A 17370-nucleotide genomic window follows, 5' to 3' on the forward strand; every position below is an offset into this window, starting at 1 on the left:
GCGCCGGATGCGGCGCAGCTGTCGATCGCGGGAGGAAGCCGAAAGGCCCGGCCAAAGGGGGACCGGGCCTCGCGGCGGGAGCGGCGGGCGCTCAGGACTTGCCGGAGCCCGATCCTTCGGACTTCGAGCCCTCGGCCTTGGCGCCGTCGCGGGCGGCTTCGGAGACGCGCTTGGCGGCCTCCCGGGCCTGGTCGCGGGTCCGGTCGACGACTTCCTCGCCATCGGGGACGGCGTCCTTGACGTCGCGGACGGCCTCGGTGGCCACGGAGCGGGCCTCGTCCATCGCGGCGTTGGCGCCGGCGACGACGCGGGCGCGCTCCTCCTCGAAGACGGCGCGCGCCTCGTCCCAGAAGCGGTGGGCCATGGGGCCGAGGCGGCGGTTCTCCATGCGCGAGCCGGGAATCGCCGCGGCGATGGCGGCCCCCGCGGCCACGGCGAGGGCGCCGGCGGCCAGCGGGTTGTCGCGGATCATCCGGTTGGTTCCCGAGGCGCCGCTGCGCAGGCCTTCCCGGGCCTGTTCGGACATGTCGAGCGCCCGGCGGCGGGCTGCGATGACGCGCTTGCGCGCCTCTTCGCTCATGTCCTCGGTGCCTTCGGTGATGCGCTTGCGCAGCTCTTGGGTTCGGCCGCTCAGCTTGTCCCGCTGCTGGGCGAACTGCCCGCGGGTGCGGCTTTCAGTCCCGGCATAGCGGCCACGGACCCGCTCCTGGAGGCGCTGCGTCTGGGCGCGGACGGTGTCGCGCTCGACCCGGGGGGCGGCCAGAAGGGCGAGGCCCGCGATGATCATCGCGCTGCCCACCGGGTTGCGGCGGACGGTGTCCATGGCCGTGGAGACATAGCCGCCGTCGTCATCGTCATCCTCGTCGAGATAGCCCGGGTAGAAGCGGTCTGGGTCGTCCTCCGGGCCGAGCCCGAGGTCGTCGCCATAGGCATAGGGGTCGTCGACGTAGGGATCGGAGGCGGGATCGTCGAGCCAGGGATCGCGGGCGGCCGCGGCGTCGCGGCTCCACATGTCCTCCTCGGCGGAGATCGGACCGGCATGGGGATCCACCGTCCGCTTCAGCGGGCGGCCGGCACTGTCGAGGGGGACGCGGGGATCGTCGGGTGTGTTGTAGGTCATGGGTGTCTCTCCTGTCACTTGGGCGAACGCGGACGGACCGGAACGGGAACCGGCCGACGCTGTGGCGCACGCGGCGGCAGCACGGCGTCGGCGAGATCGCCGAGCCAGTCGGCCAGGCTCTTGCGGATCGTGTTCAGAAACGCGGGCATCGCGGTCTCCTTTGCGGCGGTTGGATATGGGGCCGGCCTGCAGCGCCCCTTGGCTTCACAACCAAAGCAGGCGGGCGATGTTCCGGCCGGACCGGGCGGAGAGGGCGCGGAACCGGGCTTTGCCACAAGTGTTGGGCGGGATGACGCCGGGACGGCCGAAGCGGCACATCCCCGGACACAGGATCTTATCGGAGAGTGACATGGACCTTGGCATTTCGGGCAAGACCGCCCTCATCACCGGCGCCGGCGGCGGCATGGGCAGCGAGACGGCGCGGCTCCTCGCCGCCGAGGGTGTCGAGGTGACGCTGACCGATCTCGATCCGGACCAGCTCGACGCGGTGGCGAAGGCGACCGGCGGCCGGGCGCAGGCCGCCGATCTCTCGACGCCCCAGGGCGCCGTGGACCTGGTGAACGCGGTGGGAAAGGAGTTCGACATCTTCGTCCATGCCGCGGGGGTCACGGGGGCCAAGGGCGATCCGCTCGAGATGACAGAGGAGGACTGGGAGCACGCCTGGCAGACGGATTTCATGTCCGCGGTGCGGCTGTCGCGGCACCTCGGGCCCGGGATGATCGGGCGCGGCTGGGGGCGGATGGTCTTCGTCACCTCGGAGAATGTCGCCCAGCCCTATCCCGACGAGACGGTCTACAACGTCGCCAAGAGCGCGCTGCTGAGTTTCTCGAAGAGCCTCGCCATGGCCCACGGGCAAGAGGGGCTGCGCGTCAACTGCGTGGCGCCCGCCTTCATCGAGACGCCGATGACGGACGGGATGATGGACAAGCTGGCCGAGAGCGAGGGAGTGAGCCGGGACGAGGCGGTGGAGGGGTTCCTCGAGTCCGACCGGCCGTTCCTGAACCTCAAGCGGCGGGGGCGGCCCGAGGAGGTGGCGCCGGTGATCGCACTTCTGTGCTCGGAGCACGCGTCCTTCGTGTCGGGGGCGAACTGGCGGGTGGACGGCGGCTCCGTCGGGTCGATCGAGACGTGAGCGGGCGACCCGCCTCCGAGGCGGAGGTGCGCGACCGGATCGGGGCGGTGCCGGTGACGGGCGGGCCCGAGGAGATGCGGGCGGCCTTCGCCCGGCTCATGGGCCCCGCGCCCGAGCTGGCGAGGGAGACCTTGGGCGGATGCGCCGTGGCGCGGGCCGGGGACGGTCCGGTCAGGGCGGTCTGGCTCCATGGCGGGGGCTATGTCTTCGGCAGTCCGGAAAGTCACGGCTGGGCGGCCCTGGCGCTGGCGGAGAGGCTGGGCGGGTCGGTGCTGCTGCCGGACTACGATCTGGCGCCCGAAGCGCCCTGGCCCGCGCAGATGACCGGGCCGCGGGCGGTGCTGGAGGCGCTCGGGCCGGAGGGGGCGGTGGCGCTGGTGGGCGACAGCGCGGGCGGGCATCTGGCGATGCGGCTCGCGCTGGAGGATCCGGCGCGGGTCCGCGCCCTGGCGCTGATCTCGCCCAACACCGACCGCAGCGGGCAGAGCGGAACCCGGAGGCGCGACAGCGATGCGATGAACGACGACGCCACGGACAGCCGGCTGGCGCGAATGGCCTTCGGGGATGCGGACCCGGCATCGGCGGAGGTCTCCCCGCTGCTGGCCGATCTCGGTGGCCTGCCGAAGCTGCTGATCCTCGCGGCGGGCGACGAGATCCTGCTCGACGACGCCCTCCTGCTGGCAAGGGCCGCGGCGCTCGCCGGGGTGCGGACGGACCTGAGGGTCTGGCCGGGGCTCTTTCACCTCTTTCCGCTCTGGCCGGAAGCCCTGCCGGAGGCGCGGGAGGCGCTGGACGCCATCGCCGGACATCTGCGGACATGACGGAAGGAGAAAGAGAATGGCCCACAGGATAACGCTGCTGGAGAAGGAGCCCGTGACGCATGACACCTGGCATCTGGTATTCGAGCGGCCAGCGGGGTTCACCTTCAGGCCCGGACAGGCAACGGACATGGCGCTCGATCTCGAGGGGATCGAGGAGGAGCGTCGGCCTTTCACCTTCACGTCCGCGCCCGATGCGGAGCGGCTGGAGTTCGTCATCAAGAGCTATCCCGACCACGAGGGGGTGACCGCGCGGCTGCCCGACCTGAGACCCGGCGACACGGCGCGGATCGGCGCGGCCTGGGGCGCGATCGAGGATCGCGGGCCTGGCGTGTTCATCGCGGGAGGCGCAGGGATCACGCCCTTCATCCCGATCCTGCGCGAGCAGGCGCAGAGGGAGGAGACGGGCCGATGCCTCGTCTTCGCCAACAAGACGGAGGCGGACATCATCCTGCGCGAGGAATGGGACGGCATGGCCGGGCTGGAGACGCTCTTCGTGACGGATGCGGAAGGGGACGGATTTCCGGACGGGCCGGTGGACGAGGAGCTTCTGGCCCCGCTCGTGGCGGAAGGCCGGCTCTTCTATTTCTGCGGACCGCCGCCGATGGCGGAGGCGGTGACCGAGGCGCTCGCGTCGCTGGGAGTCGGCGAGGAGAGGATCGTCACGGAGGACAAGCCCGCGGACGAGGAGAGGGCGCGGATGTTCGAGGAAACGTAGGCCGGGTCGCGGGCGGCAGGTGCGTTTCAGCGGAGCGTGAAGGGGGGGCGGGCAGAAGCCCGGCCCACGGGAGCATGACCGGGATCGGTCATGCCGCCTCGCTGGCCTTCGCTTCGGCGAACATCGTCTCTCCCCGCGCCTCGCGGTCCGCGGCGGCGGTGATGAGTTTTTCCCGGGCCTCGCAGGACAGGAACCACGCGGTGTCGGGGTTGGCGCAGGGCAGGCCGAAGGTCACCTCCTTGCCGAGGATATCGTGATCGGTGACCGCGACGAAGGCGTTGGCCCTGTCGTCGAGCTGTTCGGGATCGAGGCTGTCCATGATCCTGTCGAAATCCCGGCGCAGGGCCTCGACATCGGCATCATGGGCCAGCCGCAGCCGGATCAGCCAGTTCATCGGCCGCTCCTGCATCGTCCAGTTCTCGAAGGGCTCGGAGACGAACTCGCTCACCGGGACGATGAGCCGGATCCCCGTCCAGACCCTCAGCTGGACGAAAGTGAAGTGGATGCGCTCCACATGGCAGAGCCGGTCCTTGAAGGTGACCTTGTCGCCGATCCGCGCGGACTGGTTCAGCGCGATCTGCATGGAGGCCAGGATGTTGCCGAGGATCGTGCGCGCGGCGAAGCCGAAGACGAGGGTCAGGAGGCCCGCCGAGGCGAGGAACGAGAGGCCGAGGCCGGAGCTGAGCTGCGCCTCGTGCACGGCGACCACGATGGCGACGATCACCACGACGATGAGCACGGCCCGGCGAAACGCGGAGACCCGGGTGGCGATCGCGCGGCGGTGGTCTTCCTTGGCGTTCCGCAGGGTGGCGTCGTCGAAGGAGACGAGGTCCTCGATGATCACGTCCACCCCGCGCAGCACGAAGAGCAGGATGGCGAGCGCGAGGCCGAGGGCCACGAGGGGATCGGCGATGTGCGAGATTTCCGACGAGAAGGCGAAGAACCCGCCGATCAACCAGCCCGCCGTCGCGGTCGCCGCGAAGAGGGCGAGCGGCGCCCGGCCCGCGCGCATCAGCCGGGCGGCGCGGGAGGTGCCGCGGCTGATGCGGCCGACGCCGGCCCAGGCCAGCCATCCCGTCAGGGCCATGAGCGCGAGGCCCAGCGGCAGAGCCAGGAGCTCCCACCACATGAGCCCGAACCAGGCCTCTCCGCGCAAGGCATCCGGCAGGGACCGCTCCAGTCGGCTCGGCCCGTGGCGGGCGTAGATGTCGGGGATCTCGGCCACGGTCTCGCGCGAGAAGACCCAGACCGGCGCCATTCCGGGGGCCTCGACGCGGTTCACGCGGACGGGGATCGGCTGGGGATGCATCTCCGCCTGACCAAGCAGGATCGAGCGGCGGATCTCTCCGGAGAGGGCGTCCTCGGACCGCGCGGTATCGAGCAGGGCGTCCGGCCGGTCGGTGAGGGCCTCCCAGTCGATCACCACGGCCCGGTCGATCACGACGCCGAGCTGGTCGGCGAGCCGGCGCGCCTCCGCTTCGGTCCCCGCGACGCCGGTGACGTTGAGGTAGTGAACCGCGGCCTCGAGATCGTCCGAGCTCGTGGCGCGGAGAAAGCCGTCGACGGTGGCGCGGGGCGTCGCGCGGTCCACCCGGTCGGGGACGGGGCCGAGCTGCGGATTGAGCGCGTCGACCTCGAAGGTTTCCGGCGCGCCGCCTGCCCCGTCCTGGGCCGCGGAGGGGAGGGCCGCCACGAGGGCGAGACACAGGATCGTGAGGAACCGGCGGATCATGGCGATCCAACCGGGAAGCCGCGACGGCGGTTCCGGGGCTTTACGGCCGTGCGGGGATTTCGGACAAACCGGAACGCGCAGGACAGGACGACAGCCATGGCAAACCCCCTCTACGACCGTCTCTTCGGCCGCCATGCGGGCAGCGACGCGCCGTTCCTGATCGACGGCGCGGGCGGGGAGACGAGTTTCGCGGCGTTTCTCGCCCTCGCCGCGCGCATCGCGGGGGCCCTGAGGGAGGCGGGGCTGCGTCCGGGCGACAGGGTAGCGGCGCAGGTTGCGAAGTCGCCGGAGGCGCTGGCGCTCTATGCGGCCTGCGCGCGGTCCGGGCTGGTCTTCCTGCCGCTCAACACCGCCTATACGGCGGCGGAGCTTGGCTATTTCGTGGCCGACAGCGGGGCGGCCTGTCTCGTATGCGATCCGGCTCGGGAGGCGGATCTGGCCCCGGTCGCGGAGGGCTGCGGCGCGCGGCTCCTGACGCTGGACGGGGGCGGCGGCGGGACGCTGATGGCGCGGGCCAAGGGACAGTCGGAGGACTTCGCCACCGTGGCGCGGGGGGAGGAGGACCTGGCGGCGTTACTCTACACCTCGGGGACCACGGGGCGCTCCAAGGGAGCGATGCTGACGCAGCGCAACCTTCTGTCCAATGCGGCGACGCTGACCGAGCTGTGGCAGTTCACCGGGCGGGACGTGCTGCTGCACGCCTTGCCGATCTTTCACACGCACGGTCTCTTCGTGGCGACGAACGTGATGCTGGAGGCGGGTGGGTCGATGATCTTCCTGCCGGGATTCGAGGCCGGACGGGTGATCGACCTGATGCCCCGGGCCACGGCACTGATGGGGGTTCCGACCTTCTACACGCGGCTGCTGGAGGAGGACCGGTTCACCCGTGAGACGGCGGCGGGGATGCGGCTCTTCATCTCGGGCTCGGCGCCTCTGCTGGAGGAGACGCACCGCCAGTTCGAGGCGCGGACCGGGCATCGGATCCTCGAACGCTACGGGATGACGGAAACGAACATGAGCACGTCGAACCCCTACGAGGGCGAGCGACGGGCCGGGACAGTGGGGTTTCCGCTGCCGGGGGTGGAGCTGAAGATCACCGATCCCGAGAGCGGGGAGGGCCTGCCCGCGGGCGAGATCGGGATGATCGAGGTGCGCGGGCCGAACGTGTTCCGGGGCTACTGGGGGATGCCCGAGAAGACCGCGGCGGAACTGCGGGCGGACGGGTTCTTCATCACCGGCGATCTCGGGCGGGTGGATGCAGACGGCTACGTCCAGATCGTCGGGCGCGGGAAGGACCTGATCATCTCGGGCGGGCTGAACGTCTATCCCAAGGAGGTGGAGCTGGTGCTCGATGCCGTGCCGGGGGTGCTTGAAACGGCGGTGATCGGCGTGCCGCATGGCGATCTTGGAGAGGCGGTGGTGGCCGTGGTCGTGCCGGAGCCGGGCGCGGCGCCGGAGGAGGCCACGCTGATGGCGGCGGCAAACGAGGCGCTGGCGCGGTTCAAGCATCCGAAACGGATTGCCTTTCTCGACGCGCTGCCGCGGAATACGATGGGCAAGGTCCAGAAGGGCGCCTTGCGCGAGCGCTTCGCCGGGCTTTTCGGCGATGCGTGACCCCCTGCCCTGTCGGAGGACGAGATGAGCCTGCCCCGGAACATGTTCAAGGCGGCCCTGTCCGAGGGCCGGACGCAGCTGGGCTACTGGTGCAGCATCGACGACAGCGCCGCGACCGAAATGGCGGCGGGCTGCGGCTATGACTGGCTGCTGATCGATTGCGAGCATACGGCGATGGACCCGCGGTCGGTGCTGTCGCATCTGCAGGCGGTGGCGCCCTATCCGACGCAGGCGGTGGTGCGGCCGAGCTCTCTCGATGCGGCGGAGATCAAGAAGCTGCTCGATCTCGGCGCGCAATCGCTGATCGTGCCCTATGTGCGCGACGCGCAGGAGGCGCGGGAAGCGGCGGAGGCGGTGGACTACGCGCCGGGCGGCATCCGGGGGGTGGCCGGCCTGACGCGCGCGTCCCGTTTCGGCCGGGTGCAGGGCTACGCCGGGCGCGCGCGGGAGGAGATCTGTCTCATCGTGCAGATCGAGACTGTCAGCGCACTGGACGATCTGGAAGCGATCCTCGCCGTGCCGGGGGTTGACGGAGCGTTCGTCGGACCGGCGGATCTTGCCGCGAGCATGGGCTATCCGGGCGAGCCCGACCGTCCGGAGGTGCGGACCGCGGCGCTCGAGGCGATCCGGAGGATCCGGGCGGCGGGCAAGCCCGCCGGGTTCCTGACGCTGGACGAAGGGGGCATGGCCGAGGCGGTCGCGGCGGGCTGCAACTTTCCGGCGGTGGCGGTGGACGCGGCGCTGCTGCGGCAGGGGGCGGAGGCCACGCTGGCGCGATGGCGGGCGAAGGTGGGATGATCGGGCGGTCCCGCGGCGCCGGCTGGCCGGCGCATCAGTCGACGGCTGTCGACCGAGGGAGAGACCCCGGGACTTTCCGCCGCCGTCGCTTCTGAACGGCCTGCCGGGATGACCCGCGCCCCGGGGTCGCCAGGGCAGGACGTCGTGCCGTCAGGTGCCCCGGTCATGACCGGGTCTCTCGCACCGCTCCTCGTCCCGATCGCGGGTTTCGGACGTCGATCCGAAGGCCCGGGGCGATCTTCATGCTTCGTCCGAAACCGAGCGTGATGCTAACCTTACCTTGAGTAATCACAGGGTGGCACATGACGCTGAGAAGATCTCTTTCGGAGGCACTCGACCCGTCCATGCGGACGGAAAAGGGTCTGTCGAGGACCAATACCTGGATCGTCGTCCTGATCTGCCTTTCCATCGGCCTCGGCATCGCCGAGACGGAAGCGCTTCTGACCGAGGGGGTGGAGCACTATTACGGCATTGCGAATCTCGTTTTCCTCGCCATCTTCATGACGGAATATGCAGCACGGCTCTATGCCGCGCCCGAGAATCCGAAATACAAGAGCTCCCTGTCCTATGCGTTGACGTTATCCTCGACTCTGGATCTGCTTGTCATTCTGTCTTTTGCGCTTCCCTATTTCGGGCTGGAAACGGCGCTGCTGCGGGTCTTTCGAGCCGCCCGCCTGGTGAGGCTCGCCCGTCTGGGACGATACTCGCTGGCACTGCAGATGATCTACGAAGCGATAACGGACCGGAGGTATGAACTGGGCGTGAGTGCGGCCATCGCGTTGGGCCTGATGCTCCTCGCGTCCTCCGCCCTCTACTATGCGGAACGCACCGCACAACCGGATGTCTTCGGCAGCATTCCCCGCGCCATGTGGTGGTCCATCGCGACCCTGACGACGGTCGGATACGGAGACACCGTCCCGATAACGGTCCTGGGGAGAATAGCAGCCGGCCTGACGGCTGTGGCAGGTATCGGCCTGATCGCGCTTCCCACGGGAATCCTCGCGAGCGCCTTTACGGACGGGCTGTCGCGGGCGCGCAATCGGAAATAACGCATGATGGGTCACCCAGGCGGGTTTCCGGTCGCCCGCGGTTCCCCGACGCCGCCCTAGCCGTCCGAAAAGGCGATGCGGACGGGGCAGTGTTCCGCCTCGGCGGGCGCGGGCCAGATGGTTTCGGCGGGGGCGACGGCGGCCTCGAGGTCGTCGCGGTTTCCGGAGAGGGTGACGGCCACGGAAAGCCGGCGGGAGCCCTCGCGGCGCTCGAAGGCGCAGACGGGGCCTGCGGCAGGGAGCGGGCGGTAGTCGCCCGACAGGAAGAGCGCCGGATTGTCCCGGCGCAGGAGCAGCACGCGGTGGGTCAGGCCGAGCTTCATTCGGTCGAGGGAGGACAGCTCCGCGCTCCCGGACAGGGCCGCGCGGCGGCGGTCGAAATCGACGGCGCGGCGGTTGTCCGGATCGGTGAGGGAGAAGCTCGCCAGTTCGCAGCCCTGGTAGATGTCGGGAATGCCCGGGATCGTCAGCTTGAGCGCGGTCTGGATCAGGGTGAGCCGCTCCGAGGCCTGGATGATGGGCTCCACCTCCCGGGCGTGGCGGGGAAAGTGCTGCGCGAGGCGGCGGACGAAGGCCTGGGCGGCTTCCTCCAGTTCGAGGTCGGGGGCGGTCCAGAAGGTCTCGCTTTTCGCCTCGCGCAGGGCCTTGACGATGTGCTCCGCCAGCCGTTCGCCCAGGTCGCCGTCGCCGGGCTGGAGGGCGAGGAAGGTCTGGGCGACGTACCAGACGAGGTTCGGATTGAGGCGTTCGGGCGCGAAGCCGCGGCAGATGCGGAACCAGGCCTCGAAGGCCTCGGGCTCTCGGGTGATGGCGGCGATGCGCATGCGCGCATCCTCGGACCGCTTGGTGTCGTGGGAGGAGGTGAGCGTCAGGCCGTGAGGCATGAGTTCGGCCCGGCGTTCCATGGCGCGGTGAAAACCCGCGATGCCCAGAGGATCGTCGTCGGGCTCGCCGCCGACCTCGTTGGCCGACAGCAGGCGGACCTCGCGGTAGAAGGCGGTGTCCTCGGCGCTTTTCGCGACGGCCGCCCCGGTGACCTGTTGCAGGCGCAGGCGCAGGCGGGCGGTGTCGGCCCCGGGGCGGGTCAGGACCTCGGCGAGGAAGGGCACGGCGCCGGGGGCGTTGAGACTGGCTTCGGCGCGGGCGGCGGTGTCGCGGATCAGGCGGGCGTCGGCCGGCGCGATGTCGTCGGCGGTCATGTAGGTGCGGTAGCGGGGGAACGCCGCGATGAAGGCCAGTAGCGCCTCGCGCAGGGTCTCGGGGCCGAACTCGACACCCACGGGATCGGCTGCGGCGATCTCCCCGAGGAGGCGCTGCAAGGTCCAGAGCTCGGCGGCCAGTTCCTCCGTCATCACCTGCCGGCGGGCGCGGCGGATCACGGCCTCGACATCGTCGGTCCGGCCGGTGGCGGCGCGGTAGGTGGCGGCGATGCGGTCGAGCCCTCCCGCGTCGGTCAGGAGGCGGGAAAGGGCGCGGGACGCGACATAGCCTGTGGTGCCCTCGACGGGCCAGTGCCGCGGCAGGGTCTCGGTCCCCGACAGGATCTTCTCGACCCAGATCGGCGTGCCCGGAAGCCGGGCGCGGAGCTGGGCGAGATAGGCGGACGGATCGAGGAGGCCGTCGACATGGTCGATGCGGACGCCGGTCACGATGCCGGAGGCGACGAGGTCGAAAAGAAGTGCGTGGACGTCCTCGAAGACCTGCGCCTGTTCCACGCGGACACCGATCAGGCCGGTGACGCTGAAGAAGCGGCGGTGGCTGATGACGTCGCTTTCGGTGCGCCAGTGGACGAGGCGCCAGGGCTGTTCGGCATGGAGCCGACGGAGGGCCGCGGGATCGCCGGAGCGGGCGGCGTCGAGGGAGGGCGTGGCCGAGAGCGGCACCTGGAGGCCGCCGGTGTCGAGAACGGGACCGTCCCCCGCTTCGGCGACGGAGAGGTCGGGCAGCGTTTCCTCGAAGGGCGCGGGCAGCCAAGGCAGGCGGATGCGACCGGCGGCAGGGTCGAGGTCGAAATGGCCGGCATAGCGGCTTTCGGTCCCGTGGCGGAGGATGTCGCGGAGCCAGGGCGTCTCGACGGAGAAGGCCATGTGGTTCGGCACGATGTCGAGGATCAGGCCGAGGCCGTGTTCCTTGAGCTCCCGGGACAGGTGCTCGAGGCCCTCGCGGCCGCCCAGCGCGGGGTCGATCTCGCCGGGGTCGGTGACGTCGTAGCCGTGGGTGGAGCCGGTCTGGGCGGTGAAGAGGGGCGAGGCGTAGAGGTGGCTGACGCCGAGATCCGCGAGATAGGGGGCGAGGCTGGCTGCGCGGTCGAAATCCATGCCCTGCCGGAATTGCAGGCGGTAGCAGCTTGTCGGCAGTGTCATGTGTCCACCGTGAGGGTGTGGAGGGTTTCGGCGCGGGCGTCGCTGTCGCCGGTGCGGTGGAGTTCCTCGCCCGTGGCCCCAGGGAGGGCCGCCTCTCCGAAGCGGGCGCGGAGGGAGAGGGTGGCGTGACCGAGGCGCCAGTCGACCGCGAGGCGGCCGTTGCCGGCCTCGATCAGCGTGCCCGAGTAGGCGCCGGCCCGTTTCAGGTGCGGGACGATCATGCGGTGGCGGATGTCGAGCAGGGTCGACAGGCGGGACTGCGCCGCCTGACCTTCGGGACTGTCGCGGCGGGCGGGGTCGAGGGTGGAGGCGCGGAAGGTGTCAAGGGCGATGGGATCGGGCACGTCCTCGGCCTCGAAGCCCTTGAAGCCCGCGAATTCCGAGCGGCGGCCTTCGCGGACGGTGTCGTCGAGATCGCCGCCGAAATGGGCGAAGAAGAGGAAGGGGCGGGTTTCGCCGTAGTCCTCGCCCATGAAGAAGAGGGGGATATGGGGCGAAAGGGCGAGGATGGCGGTCAGCGCCTCGAGGGTATCCGGGTCGGCGAGGGAGATCAGCCGCTCGCCCAGCGCGCGGTTGCCGGTCTGGTCGTGGTTCTGGAGGAAGTCGACGAAGGCCGCGGGCGGCAGGTGGGCGGAGGGATCGCCCCTGCCCTTCTCGCCCTGAAAGGAGAAGCCTTCGGCCAGGGCGCGGCCCATCAGGCGGAGGGGATCGTCGGCGAAATCGGCGTAATAGCCCTCGGTCTCGCCGGTGGCGAGGACATGGGCGGCGTTGTGAAAGTCGTCGTTCCACTCGCCGGAATGGAGCGTGATCGCGCCGGAGGGGCCGCGTTCGTGAAGATGCGTGACGTTGCGGTTGTCCTCGGTGGTGAGGTGGACATGACCGCCCACCGTCCCGCGGATCTCGCGGGCGAGGTCGATCAGGAGTTCCGGGTCGGACGGGTCCTTGATCTGGTCGATCGCATCGAGGCGGAGTCCGTCGAAGCCGTATTCGGTGAGCCAGTAGAGCGCGTTCTCGATGAAGAAGCGGCGGACGGGGCCCTGGGTGTAGTCGATGCCGGCGCCCCAGGGGGTGTCGCGCGCGGAGTCGAAGAAGTCGGGAGCGTAGAGCGGCAGGTAATTCCCGTCAGGGCCGAAGTGATTGTAGACCACGTCGATCAGCACCATGAGACCGCGGGCGTGGGCGGCCTCGACGAGGGCGGCGAGGTCGGCGGGGCTGCCGTAGATGTTGTGGGGGCAGTAGGGCAGCACGCCGTCATAGCCCCAGCCGCGGTCGCCGCCGAATTGCGCGAGCGGCATGATCTCGATGGCCGTGAAGCCGAGGCCCGCGAGGCGGTCGAGCTGGCTCTCGGCGGCCTGACAGGTGCCTTCGGGTGTGAAGGTGCCGATGTGGAGCTCCTGGATCACCGCCTCTTCCCAAGGGCGGCCCTCCCAGGCCCTCGCCCGCCGGGGCGCGGTCAGGAGCGAGGGGCCGTGGACATCGCCCTGCTGGCGGCGGGCGGCGGGATCGGGGACGGCCCGGCCGTCGGGGAGGACATAGGCATAGGCGTCGTCTTCCTGCGCCTCGGCCTCGAGATGGAACCAGCCGTCCGGGCCTGCCTCCATCTCGCGATCCTGCCCGTGAAGGCGGAGGCGGACACTCTCCGCCCCCGGGGCCCAGAGGCGGAAGGTCCAGCGCCCCTGCCCTGCCGGCATGGCGCCCCAGCTGTAGCGGGGATCACTGCTCACGGCCGGTTTCCAGCAGCAGGAAGCAGCGCGCGGGCAGCGGGATCTCGGGACCGCCGACAGAGACCGGCGTTTCGGGGTCGGCGATGTCGTTTGCGCTGTCGACGAGAACCGACCAGCCGCGTCGGTCGGCGCCGGGGAGCGTGAAGTCCAGATCGGCGTCTGAGGCGTTCATCAGCATCAGGAGGTAGGTCGTGCTTTCGTGCATCAGGAGGCCCACCGCGCGGCTTTCGGCATTGTCCCAGTCCTGGGCGGTCATCTCCTCCCCGTCCGTGCGCAGCCACCGGACGAAGCGGTTCCTCCGGGCATCGGGGCCGGAATGAAGATAGCGCTCGGCGAGGAAGAGACCGTAGCGGTGGCGGATGGCGATGACGCCCCGGACGAAATCCTCGAAGGCCTGATTGGCCTCCGACGGGTCCCAGTCCTGCCAGTTGATCGGACCGGGCTGGCAATAGGTGTTGTTGTTGCCCTCCTGGGTCCGGCCGCGCTCGTCGCCCATGAGGATCATGGGCGTGCCCTGGCTCAGCAGGAGCGAGGCGGCGAGGTTGCGGCGCTGTTTCTCGCGCAGCGCGAGGATGTCGGGGTCGTCGGTCGGCCCTTCGGCGCCGCAGTTCCAGCTGAGATTGTGCGAATGGCCGTCGGCATTGCCTTCGCCGTTCGCCTCGTTGTGCTTTTCGTTGTAGGACACGAGGTCGATCAGGGTGAAGCCGTCATGCGCCGTGACGAAGTTGACGCTGGCCCAGGGCCTGCGGCCGTCATGGGCGAAGGTCTCGGCGGACCCGAGGATGCCGCCCGCGATCTGCCGCAGCATCCCCGGATCGCCGCGCCAGTAGGCGCGCAGGTTGTCGCGGAAGCGGTCGTTCCATTCCGCCCAGCCCGGGGGAAAGTTGCCGACCTGGTAGCCGTTGGGGCCGGTGTCCCAGGGCTCCGCGATCAGTTTCACGCCGGCGAGCACCGGGTCCTGCCGGACGGCCTCGAGGAAGATCGCGTGTTCGGAATAGTGGTCGCGGTCGCGGCCCAGCGTGGTCGCCAGATCGAAGCGGAAGCCGTCGACGTGGCAGTCCTCGACCCAGTAGCGCAAGGAGTCCATGACCATCTGCAGGACGCGGGAGTTGCGCAGGTTCAGGGAATTGCCGCATCCCGTGGTGTCGAAGTAATAGCGCGGGTGATCGGCGAGCGTGTAGTAGCTGGCGTTGTCGATGCCGCGGAAGGACAGCGTGGGGCCAAGCTCGGAGCCCTCGGCGGTGTGGTTGTAGACCACGTCCATGATGACCTCGATGCCCGCCTCGTGGAGGCGGCGGACCATCAGCTTGAATTCGTGGAGGCTGCCGTCGTGGGTCAGGTAGCGCGGCGCGGGGGCGAAGAAGCCGATGGTGGAATAGCCCCACCAGTTGACGAGACCTTTCTCCGTCAGGAGGCCCTCGTCGTAGAAGGCCTGTACGGGAAGAAGTTCTATCGAGGTGACGCCCAGCTTGACCAGGTGGTCGATCACGCGGGGATCGGCGAGACCCTCGAAGGTGCCGCGCAGGGGCTCGTCGACGAAGTCGCAGCCCATGGTGATGCCGCCCACATGGGCCTCGTAGATCAGGGTGCGGCCCCAGGGCACATCGGGGCGGACGTCCCCGCCCCAGGTGTGGGCGGGGTCCACCACCACGCATTTCGGCATGACGAAGGCGCTGTCGCGGCGGTCGTAGCTGAGATCGGCGTGGGAGTGGCCGAGCTTGTAGCCGAAGAGCGCCTCGTGCCAGCGCAGGTTGCCCTTGTGCTGGAGCGCGTAGGGATCGAGCAAGAGCTTGTTGGGGTTGAAGCGGTGTCCCGCCTCGGGCGCGTAGGGGCCGTGGACGCGGTAGCCGTAGAGCTGGCCGGGGCGGACGTCGGGCAGGTAGCCGTGCCAGACCTGGTGGGTGAACTCGGGCAGCTCGATCCGTTCGATCTCGCGGCGGCCGCGGCTGTCGAAGAGGCAGAGCTCGACCTTTTCCGCATGGGCGGAGAAGAGCGCAAAATTGGTGCCGGAGCCATCCCAGGTGGCGCCGAGAGGGACATCCGACCCGGCGAGCACGCGGCGGCCCGACAGGGCGGGGGCGAGGACCTGGCTCATTCGGGGATCAGGAAGATCGTGGCGAGCGGCGGCAGGGTCAGGGACAGCGAGGCGGCGAAACCGTGCATGCCGTGGTCCGTCGCCGAAAGCTCGGAGTGGTTGCCGGCCCCGGACCCGCCATAGATCGCGGCGTCGCTGTTCAGGACCTCGCGCCAGCGGCCCGCGGAGGGGACGCCGATGCGGTAGCCCTCGCGCGGGACGGGGGCCATGTTGGCGACGACGACCACGGGCCGCGCGCCCTCCTCGCCGGTGCGGACGAAGGAGAAGACGTTGTTCTCCACATCGCCGCCCTCGATCCACCGGAAGCCCTCGGGCACGCAGTCGCGCTGATGCAGGCCGGGCTCGGCGCGATAGAGGCGGTTGAGGTCGGCCACGAGGCGGCGCAGGCCCTCGTGCATCGGATCGTCCAGAAGGTGCCAGTCGAGGGACTGGTCGTGGTTCCACTCGCGCTCCTGCCCGAACTCGCCGCCCATGAAGAGCAGCTTCTTGCCCGGATGGCCCCACATGAAGCCGTAATAGGCGCGCAGGTTCGCGAATTTCTGCCAGCGGTCGCCGGGCATCTTGCCGAGCATGGAGCCCTTGCCGTGGACCACCTCGTCATGGCTGAGGGGGAGGACGAAATTCTCGGAAAAGGCGTAGTGCAGGCCGAAGGTCATCTCGTGATGGTGGTATTTCCGGTGCACGGGGTCCTGGCTCATGTATTCGAGCGTGTCGTGCATCCAGCCCATGTTCCACTTGAAGTCGAAGCCGAGACCGCCCTCGGGCACCGGGCGGGAGACGCCGGGCCAGGCGGTGCTTTCCTCGGCGATGGTCAGGGTTCCGGGGGCGTAGTGATGCGTCGTCTCGTTCACGCCCTTCAGGAAGTCGATGGCGTCGAGGTTCTCGCGCCCGCCGTAGCGGTTGGGGATCCATTCGCCCTCGTTGCGGGAGTAGTCGAGATAGAGCATCGAGGCCACGGCATCGACGCGAAGCGCGTCGACGTGCAGCTCCTTCAGCCAGTAGGTCGCGGAGGCGCGCAGGAAGTTCGCCACCTCGCGGCGGCCGAAGTTGTAGATCAGCGTGTTCCAGTCCTGGTGGAAGCCCTGCCGGGGATCGGCATGTTCGTAGAGCGCCGTTCCGTCGAAATTGCCGAGGCCGTGGGCATCGGTGGGGAAATGGGCGGGGACCCAATCGACGATCACGCCGATGCCCCTGCCGTGGAGCGTGTCCACGAGGGCGGCGAAGTCCTCGGGCGTGCCGAAGCGGGAGGTGGGGGCGAAGAGGCCGATGGGCTGGTAACCCCACGAGCCGGAGAAGGGATGTTCGCTGACGGGCAGGAACTCGACATGGGTGAAGCCCATCTCGGTGACATAGTCGGCGAGCTGCGCGCCGAGGGTGGCGTAGTCCAACATCTCGTTCTCGAGGGTGCGGCGCCAGCTTCCGGGATGGACCTCGTAGATGGAGACGGGCTTGTCGCGCTGGTCGGCGGCGCGGCTTGCGAGCCAGGCGTCGTCCTGCCAGTCGTGGCGGGGCATGCCGTGGACGATGGAGGCGGTCTGGGGGGAGACCTCGGCGCGGAAGCCCACGGGGTCGGTCTTCAGCGGCTGAAGGTGGCCGTAGGCGCCGACGATCTCGTAGCGGTAGATCTCGCCGCGGCCGATGCCGGGCAGGAAGATCTCCCAGACGCCCGAGGCGCCGCGGCGGCGCATGGGGTGGCGGCGGCCGTCCCAGGCGTTGAAATGGCCGACCACGGAGACGCGCCGCGCGTTGGGGGCCCAGACGGCGAAGGAGGTGCCCTCGACGCCCTCGTGGGTGATCGGATGGGCGCCGAGGCGGCGGTAGAGTTCCTCGTGGCGGCCCTCTCCCATCAGGTATTCGTCCATCTCGCCCATCACCGGCCCGAAGGCGTAGGGATCTGCGATCTGCCAGCTGTGGCCGGTGGCGTTGGTCATGGCGAGGCGATAGGCGAAGGGCTTTTTCCGGCGCGGGAGGGTCGCGTGGAAGAAACCCTGCGCGTCGATACGGGTCAGGGGACAGACCTCCTTGCCCTTCGTGTCGAAGAGCGTCACCTCCGCCGCGTCGGGGGCGAAGACGTTGACGGTGATGGCGCCGCCCTCGGGCTGGTGCATCCCGAGGATGCGGAACGGATCGCCGTGCTGGCCGCGGAGGATCGCCTCGATGTCGGCGGGCGGCGGGGCGGTGTCTGGATAACTCGTCATGCTCACGCG

At 69.7% G+C, this 17370-nt stretch carries 13 protein-coding genes; 6 read left to right on the forward strand and 7 right to left on the reverse strand.

Annotated elements, in window-relative coordinates; translation table 11 throughout:
* Window positions 1–91: 91 nt before the first annotated feature.
* Both EAT49_RS05665 and EAT49_RS21700 read right to left on the reverse strand, forming a co-directional pair.
* Window positions 92–1120, reverse strand: coding sequence for a hypothetical protein (locus EAT49_RS05665; protein ID WP_123641313.1), 1029 nt, complete (start codon window positions 1118–1120; stop codon window positions 92–94).
* Between the two features lie 14 nt (window positions 1121–1134).
* On the reverse strand, window positions 1135–1269 hold the full coding sequence (locus tag EAT49_RS21700) for a hypothetical protein (protein WP_281274720.1): 135 nt from the start codon (window positions 1267–1269) through the stop codon (window positions 1135–1137).
* 200 nt (window positions 1270–1469) lie between these two features.
* On the opposite strand from EAT49_RS21700, the gene EAT49_RS05670 reads away from it, so the two are divergent.
* From EAT49_RS05670 to EAT49_RS05680, 3 genes are read left to right on the forward strand one after another with little or no spacing between them, the layout of a single operon-like run.
* Window positions 1470–2252 carry an SDR family NAD(P)-dependent oxidoreductase gene (locus tag EAT49_RS05670; protein ID WP_123641314.1) on the forward strand — a complete coding sequence of 261 codons (783 nt, stop codon included), beginning with the start codon at window positions 1470–1472 and terminating at the stop codon, window positions 2250–2252.
* Window positions 2249–3073: an alpha/beta hydrolase gene (locus EAT49_RS05675; protein WP_123641315.1), complete on the forward strand. Its 825-nt coding sequence runs from the start codon at window positions 2249–2251 to the stop codon at window positions 3071–3073. Before EAT49_RS05670 ends, EAT49_RS05675 begins: the two co-directional genes overlap by 4 nt.
* A gap of 16 nt (window positions 3074–3089) precedes the next feature.
* On the forward strand, window positions 3090–3788 hold the full coding sequence (locus EAT49_RS05680) for an FAD-binding oxidoreductase (RefSeq protein WP_123641316.1): 699 nt from the start codon (window positions 3090–3092) through the stop codon (window positions 3786–3788).
* Between the two features lie 88 nt (window positions 3789–3876).
* On the opposite strand, the gene EAT49_RS05685 is transcribed toward EAT49_RS05680, so the two are convergent.
* Complete coding sequence (locus EAT49_RS05685; RefSeq protein WP_185020664.1) at window positions 3877–5520, reverse strand: mechanosensitive ion channel family protein; 1644 nt, start codon at window positions 5518–5520, stop codon at window positions 3877–3879.
* 96 nt (window positions 5521–5616) lie between these two features.
* On the opposite strand from EAT49_RS05685, the gene EAT49_RS05690 reads away from it, so the two are divergent.
* From EAT49_RS05690 to EAT49_RS05700, 3 genes are all read left to right on the forward strand, one after another.
* Window positions 5617–7134 carry a malonate--CoA ligase gene (locus EAT49_RS05690; RefSeq protein ID WP_123641318.1) on the forward strand — a complete coding sequence of 506 codons (1518 nt, stop codon included), beginning with the start codon at window positions 5617–5619 and terminating at the stop codon, window positions 7132–7134.
* A 24-nt stretch (window positions 7135–7158) separates the two neighbouring features.
* Window positions 7159–7932 carry an HpcH/HpaI aldolase family protein gene (locus tag EAT49_RS05695; protein ID WP_123641319.1) on the forward strand — a complete coding sequence of 258 codons (774 nt, stop codon included), beginning with the start codon at window positions 7159–7161 and terminating at the stop codon, window positions 7930–7932.
* A gap of 302 nt (window positions 7933–8234) precedes the next feature.
* On the forward strand, window positions 8235–8981 hold the full coding sequence (locus EAT49_RS05700) for a potassium channel family protein (protein WP_221181434.1): 747 nt from the start codon (window positions 8235–8237) through the stop codon (window positions 8979–8981).
* Between the two features lie 56 nt (window positions 8982–9037).
* Here EAT49_RS05700 and treY read toward each other — a convergent pair whose 3' ends face one another.
* Genes treY through glgB form a run of 4 tightly spaced genes read right to left on the reverse strand, consistent with a single transcriptional unit; the run spans window position 9038 to window position 17367 of the window.
* Window positions 9038–11344, reverse strand: coding sequence for a malto-oligosyltrehalose synthase (treY, locus tag EAT49_RS05705; protein WP_123641320.1), 2307 nt, complete (start codon window positions 11342–11344; stop codon window positions 9038–9040).
* Window positions 11341–13068 (reverse strand): malto-oligosyltrehalose trehalohydrolase, encoded by a 1728-nt coding sequence (gene treZ / locus EAT49_RS05710; protein ID WP_246003769.1) that lies wholly within the window; start codon window positions 13066–13068, stop codon window positions 11341–11343. Before treZ ends, treY begins: the two co-directional genes overlap by 4 nt.
* Entirely contained in the window at window positions 13058–15163 is a 2106-nt protein-coding gene (glgX, locus tag EAT49_RS05715; RefSeq protein WP_123641321.1) for a glycogen debranching protein GlgX, read from the reverse strand. The genes treZ and glgX overlap by 11 nt, the downstream gene beginning before the upstream one ends.
* Complete coding sequence (gene glgB, locus EAT49_RS05720) at window positions 15160–17367, reverse strand: 1,4-alpha-glucan branching protein GlgB (protein ID WP_185020665.1); 2208 nt, start codon at window positions 17365–17367, stop codon at window positions 15160–15162. Before glgB ends, glgX begins: the two co-directional genes overlap by 4 nt.
* Between the last annotated feature and the right edge of the window lie 3 nt (window positions 17368–17370).

This window comes from Histidinibacterium lentulum, from assembly GCF_003789055.1.
Taxonomy (GTDB): Bacteria; Pseudomonadota; Alphaproteobacteria; order Rhodobacterales; family Rhodobacteraceae; genus Oceanicola; species Oceanicola lentulus.